The organism is Streptomyces sp. NPDC048196 (assembly GCF_040652715.1).
In the GTDB taxonomy this organism is placed as follows: Bacteria; Actinomycetota; Actinomycetes; order Streptomycetales; family Streptomycetaceae; genus Streptomyces; species Streptomyces siderophoricus.
Window position 1 is genome coordinate 22432 of sequence record NZ_JBEZMM010000073.1, and the last position, 6076, is coordinate 28507.

Consider the following 6076-nt stretch of genomic DNA (forward strand, 5'->3'; position numbering starts at 1 on the left):
GGCCGGCAGCAAGAAGGAGCGACGATGAACAACTCTCCGGGCTGGGCCTCGCCCGGATCCACCCCCTCCGACGAGCCGGGCCGCGGCACACCGGAGCAGCCCCTCCAGGCCCCCGGAACGGAAGACAGGCCCGGCCCCGCCGAGCAGTCGACCCCGCCGAACTGGTCCAAGCAACAGCCGCCCGCCGGCCAGTGGTCGGCCCCCGCCGGCATCCCCGGCCAGAGCGGCCCCGAGGACCGCGCCCGCGCCTCGTCCGGCACCGGCCGGCCCGGCTGGGGCGGCCACCCGGCTCCCGGCCCGCAGGCCCCCTGGGGCTGGTCCCCGGTGCCTCCGGCGGCCAAGCCCGGCGTCATCCCGCTCCGCCCGCTCGGCGTCGGAGAGATACTCGACGGCGCGGTCGCCACCATGCGGGCCCACTGGCGCACCGTGCTCGGCATATCGCTGATCGTCGCAGTCGTCTCGCAAACCGCCGTCACCATCGTCACCGGCCTGTGGTTCCGGAACCCCGGCAGCGCACCCACGATCTCCAGCAACAACGCCCCGCCGGTCCGCGAAACCATGCGCCAGGCCGGGAACTCGCTCGCCGGATCCGCCATCACCTCGGTGATCGGACTCCTCGCCACCATCATCGCCACCGGACTGCTCACCATGATCGTGAGCCGCGCCGTCCTCGGCCGTTCCGTAACGGCCGGCGAAGCCTGGCGCGACGCCCGCGGCCAGCTCCCGCGCCTCCTCGGCCTGTTGGTACTGCTGCCCCTGCTCATCACGGCCGTCTTCGCGGTCGGCCTGACCCCCGGCCTTCTCGTCACCGCCTTCGCCACGCTGGACCTGGGCCTGCTTCTCACCGTGTTCGGCGGCTTCGCCGCCGCCGCCGTCGGCATCTGGCTGTGGGTCCGCTACAGCCTCGCCTCCCCCGCACTGATGCTGGAGAAGCAGGGCATCATCGCCTCCATGCGGCGCTCCGCCAAGCTCGTACGCGGCTCCTGGTGGCGGGTGCTGGGCGTCCAGCTGCTGGCCTACCTCCTGGTCGCCATCGTCGAGTTCATCATCCAGATCCCGGCCACCATCGTCGCCTTCGTCATCGGCGGTGAGAGCATCCTGGACTGGGCGAACGGCACCAGCGGCAACACCGGCTGGTCCTTCCTGACCGTGCTGGGCATCGGCGCCGTGATCAGCTCCACCATCACCCTCCCGATCAGCGCCGGCGTCACCGCGCTCCTCTACGTGGACCAGCGCATCCGCCGCGAGGCCCTCGACCTCGAACTGGCCCGCGCCGCCGGCCTCCCCGGGTACGGCGCCGACACCCCCACCGACGCACCGGCCACAGACGCACCGACCGCAGGCGCCCCGAACGCCCACGCTCCGACCGCGCCCGCCACCACTGCGGACGACGCCGGTCCCGACGCCGCACCGGGAAGCTGATGCGGTGACCACAGGGGGGAACATGGTCGCGCTCGGATCACTCATAGCGCGCTCCGACGACGAGATACCGGTGCGGATACCGCGCCTCCCCGCCCGCGAGGCGGCCGAGCGCGAACTGTCCGACCCCCGGTACCACCAGCACGACCCCAATCCGATCCAGCGCGCCCTCGACTGGCTCTGGGACCGCGTCGACGGCCTCTTCGGCGCGGCCGCCGGCGCCACACCGGGCGGCTGGATCGGCCTCCTCGCCATCGCCGCCTTCGTCCTGCTGCTGGTCGTCGCCCTCCGGCTGCGCCTCGGCGCGGTTCGCCGCACTCCGACCACCAGCGGCGCCCTCTTCTCCGACACTCCCCGGACCGCCGCCGAACACCGCGCGGCCGCCGAACGGCACGCCGCCGCAGGCCACTGGAGCCAGGCCGTCCAGGACCGCATGCGCGCCCTCGTCCTCTCCCTCGAGGAACGCACCCTGCTCACCCCCGCCGCCGGCCGCACCGCCGACGAGGCCGCCGCCGAGGCCGGCCTGACACTCCCCCGGTACGCCGACCAACTCCGCACCGCCGCCCGCACCTTCGACGACGTCACATACGGCGGCCGCACCGGCACAGAACAGGCATACGCCTTCCTGGCCACCCTCGACACCGAGCTCCAGCAGGCCAAGCCCGACCTGGCCGCCACCCCGACCAGGAGCCGCGGATGACCACGGCCGCCCCGGAGACCGCCGCACCCTCCCTCACCGCGCGCCGACTGTGGGCCCGCTCCCGAGGACCCCTGCTCGCACTGCTTCTTCTCGTCATCAGCGGAGTGATCCTCGCCGCCCTGCAGTCCGGCGAACAGCACGGCCGGCTCGACCCCCGCTCGGCGGACCGCTCCGGCAGCCGTGCGCTGGCCCGGCTCCTGGCCGGCCAGGGCGTCTCCCTCCAGGTCGTCACCACCTCCGAGGAGGCCGTCGCCGCGTCCGGCCCCGACACCACCCTGCTCATCACGGACCCCGACGTCCTGACGCAGAAACAGCTGACGGACCTCCACACCGCAACGGCTCGCACCCCCGGGCGCACCGTCCTGCTCACCCCCGGCTCCGCTTCCCTCTGGACCTTCGCCCCCGGCGTCCAGGCCCAGCCCGCAACCGCCAACTCCCGGCGCAATCCCGCCTGTTCCCTCCCCGCCGCACACCGCGCCGGCAGCGTGCTCCTCGGAGGCCTCCGCTACACCACGTCCGACGAGCGCGCCGAGCGCTGCTACCCCGTCAGCGGCCGGCCCACCCTGCTGCACCTCCCGGCCGCCGGCAACGGCCGCGACACCGTCCTCCTCGGCTCCACCGACTTCCTCTACAACCAACACCTCGCCGAGCACGGCAACGCCTCGCTCGCCCTTCAACTCCTCGGTGCTCACCACCATCTGATCTGGTACCTCCCCTCCGTGAGCGACCCGTCATCCGCTCATGACCAGCGCAGCTTCCTCGATCTCATCCCCTCCGGCTGGAGCTGGGCCCTGCTCCAACTCGCCATCGCCGCCGGCCTCGCCGCCGTCTGGCGCGCCCGCCGACTCGGCCCTCTCGTCCCCGAAAACCTTCCCGTCACCGTCCCTGCCGCCGAGACCACCGAGGGTCACGCGCGCCTCTACGAACAGGCCCACGCCCGCGACCGGGCCGCAACCATCCTGCGGTCCGCAACCCGTACCCGGCTCGCCCCCCTCCTCGGCGTGCCACCCACACACGCCCACACTCCTGATCGTCTTCTGCCAGCCCTCCACAGCCACTTGACCCCTTCCGCTGACCGCGCGACAGATCTGCGCTCTCTGCTCTTCGGCCCGGCCCCCGCGGACGACCGGGCCTTGGTGCAGCTGGCCGACCAGCTCGACGCACTCGAATCCTCGATCGTTTCCCAAGAGAGGCACGCCCCCCGTGAGCACCCCGACCGCTGACAGCGCCCGAGGCTCCCTTGAGGCCCTGCGCACCGAGATAGCCAAGGCCGTCGTAGGCCAGGACCCCGCCGTCACCGGGCTGGTCGTCGCCCTCCTCTGCCGCGGTCATGTGCTCCTCGAAGGCGCACCCGGCGTCGCCAAGACCCTTCTCGTACGCGCCCTGTCGACCTCCCTCGAACTCGACACCAAGCGGGTGCAGTTCACCCCGGACCTGATGCCGAGTGATGTGACGGGCTCACTGGTCTACGACGCCCGCAGCGCGGAGTTCTCCTTCCAGCCGGGCCCCGTCTTCACCAATCTGCTGCTGGCCGACGAGATCAACCGCACGCCGCCCAAGACCCAGGCATCGCTGCTGGAGGCCATGGAAGAGCGTCAGGTCACCGTCGACGGAAGGGCCCGTCCCCTCCCCGAGCCGTTCCTGGTCGCCGCCACGCAGAACCCCGTGGAGTACGAGGGCACCTATCCGCTGCCGGAGGCCCAACTCGACCGCTTCCTCCTGAAGCTGACGGTCCCACTCCCCGACCGGCACGACGAGATCGACATCCTCACCCGTCACGCGGCCGGCTTCAGCCCCCGCGATCTGAACGCCGCCGGCCTTCGCCCCGTCGCTTCTGTCGCCGACCTCGACGCGGCCCGAGCCGCCGTCGCAAAGACCTCGGTATCCCCCGAAGTCACCGGCTATATCGTCGATATCTGCCGTGCCACTCGCGAATCCCCCTCGCTCTCCCTCGGCGTCTCCCCCCGAGGCGCCACCGCCCTGCTTTCCACGTCACGCGCCTGGGCGTGGCTCACCGGCCGCGACTACGTCACCCCTGACGACGTGAAGGCCCTTGCTCTCCCCACGCTGCGCCACCGCATCCAGCTCCGCCCCGAAGCGGAGATGGAAGGAGTCACCGCAGACTCCGTGATCAACGCCGTACTCGCACATCTCCCCGTCCCCCGCTGAGGCGACACCGTGACCCTCACCGGACGCACCGCCCACGTCTCCGCACTCGGAGCCCTGTTCGTCGGCTTCGTGCTGCCCAGCTGGCTCGGCATCGCAATCGTCCAACTCGCCTTGCTGATAGCAATTTTGTGCGACCTCGCGCTCGCCGCGCCAGTGCGAACGCTCCGTTTCACCCGAACCGGTGAAACAACCGTTCGACTAACAGGCGAAGCCCACACCCACCTCACCCTCGCCAACCTGAGCAGCCGTCCACTGCGCGCCCACGTCCGCGACGCCTGGCCCCCGAGCTCCTTCCACCCCGGCTCAGAAATCGCCGCCTCCCGGCACCATGTCCGCATCCCTGCAGCCGAGCGCCGGCGACTGACAACGACCCTCCACCCCACCCGCCGCGGTGACCACCACGCCGTACGCGTCACCGTCCGCTCCTACGGCCCCCTCGGCCTGGCAGCGCGACAGGGAAGTCACCACGTCCCGTGGACCCTGCGCGTCCTGCCCCCCTTCACCAGCCGCAAGCACCTCCCCGCCAAGCTCGCCCGGCTCCGCGAACTCGACGGCCGCACCAGCCTCCTGACACGCGGTGAGGGCACCGAGTTCGACAGCCTCCGCGACTACACCCCCGGCGACGACACCCGCTCCATCGACTGGCGCGCCTCCGCCCGCCGACAGGACCTCGCCGTCCGCACCTGGCGCCCCGAACGCGACCGCCGCATCTTGCTCGTCCTCGAGACCGGCCGCACCTCGGCCACCCGTATCGGCGACATCCCCCGCCTCGACGCCTCCATGGACGCCGCCCTGCTGCTCGGCACGCTGGCCGCACGCGCCGGCGACCACGTCGATCTCCTCGCCTACGACCGCCGCATCCGCGCCTCCGTACAGGGCCGCACCGCACGCGATCTTCTCCCGGCACTGACCGACGCCCTCGCGCCCCTCGAAGCCGAACTCGTCGAGGCGGACGCCCGCGGCCTGGCCGCCGAAATCCATCGCCGCACCTCGCGTCGTTCCCTGATCGTCCTGTTCACCAGCCTGGACGCGGCCCCCGTAGAAGAGGCCCTCCTGCCCGTCCTGCCCAGCCTCACCCAGCGCAACGAAGTCATCGTCGCCGCCGTAGCCGATCCCCGCATCGAGGAAATGGCCGCCGGCCGCCACTCCCCCCAGGCCGTCTACGCCGCAGCAGCTGCAGAGCAGGCCATCGCCGCCCGCCGCCACACCGCAGACCGCCTCCGCCGCCAGGGCATCACCGTCCTCGACGCCACCCCGAACCACCTGGCCCCCGACCTGGCCGACGCCTACCTCACCCTGAAGTCCACCGGCCGTCTGTAGAAAGGTCGCCCGCGTCCTCGCAGGCGCCTTGCGTACACCCGGCCGGTCATTCGAAGCCCCCTCCGTGGCTCTCTCTGCCACGGAGGGGATCACGTTTGCTCCTACGTTGGTAAAGGGCATCACTCGGCCCAGTGCTCAGCCCCCTGCAGCCGCTGAACCGCAGCTGGAGAGAAATGAGTGAGGGGGACGGCGGTGGCTTCAACGCGCACAACCAACTCCAGCGTGCCTCCACCGCCGGCCACAACGTTGGGGCGCGGCGGAAAGGGAAAGCCGCAAGATTGCCTTACCGAGTACCGTCCACTCATCGACCCAGAACGCAGGAAAGCCCCGCACCATATGGTGCGGGGCTTTCCCACAAAGATTGTTCGGCGGCGTCCTACTCTCCCACAGGGTCCCCCCTGCAGTACCATCGGCGCTGAAAGGCTTAGCTTCCGGGTTCGAAATGTAACCGGGCGTTTCCCTAACGCT

Annotated in this window: 5 protein-coding genes and 1 rRNA gene; 5 read left to right on the top strand and 1 reads right to left on the bottom strand. The window is 71.4% G+C overall.

The window, feature by feature from the left end; translation table 11 throughout:
- The first annotated feature begins 24 nt into the window (after positions 1 to 24).
- Genes AB0E02_RS36305 through AB0E02_RS36325 form a run of 5 tightly spaced genes read left to right on the top strand, consistent with a single transcriptional unit; the run spans position 25 to position 5608 of the window.
- Positions 25 to 1422 (top strand): hypothetical protein, encoded by a 1398-nt coding sequence (locus AB0E02_RS36305; protein ID WP_362148042.1) that lies wholly within the window; start codon positions 25 to 27, stop codon positions 1420 to 1422.
- A 4-nt stretch (positions 1423 to 1426) separates the two neighbouring features.
- A complete protein-coding gene (locus tag AB0E02_RS36310; RefSeq protein ID WP_362148045.1) occupies positions 1427 to 2119 on the top strand; it encodes a DUF4129 domain-containing protein in 693 nt (230 codons plus the stop codon).
- Positions 2116 to 3342, top strand: a complete 1227-nt coding sequence (locus tag AB0E02_RS36315; protein ID WP_362148048.1) for a DUF4350 domain-containing protein — start codon at positions 2116 to 2118, stop codon at positions 3340 to 3342. The genes AB0E02_RS36310 and AB0E02_RS36315 overlap by 4 nt, the downstream gene beginning before the upstream one ends.
- Positions 3323 to 4288 (top strand): MoxR family ATPase, encoded by a 966-nt coding sequence (locus AB0E02_RS36320; RefSeq protein WP_362148051.1) that lies wholly within the window; start codon positions 3323 to 3325, stop codon positions 4286 to 4288. Before AB0E02_RS36315 ends, AB0E02_RS36320 begins: the two co-directional genes overlap by 20 nt.
- Before the next feature lie 9 nt (positions 4289 to 4297).
- Complete coding sequence (locus tag AB0E02_RS36325) at positions 4298 to 5608, top strand: DUF58 domain-containing protein (protein WP_362148052.1); 1311 nt, start codon at positions 4298 to 4300, stop codon at positions 5606 to 5608.
- Positions 5609 to 5971: 363 nt separating this feature from the next.
- On the opposite strand, the gene rrf is transcribed toward AB0E02_RS36325, so the two are convergent.
- Positions 5972 to 6076, bottom strand: a 5S ribosomal RNA gene (rrf, locus tag AB0E02_RS36330); the annotation flags it as partial.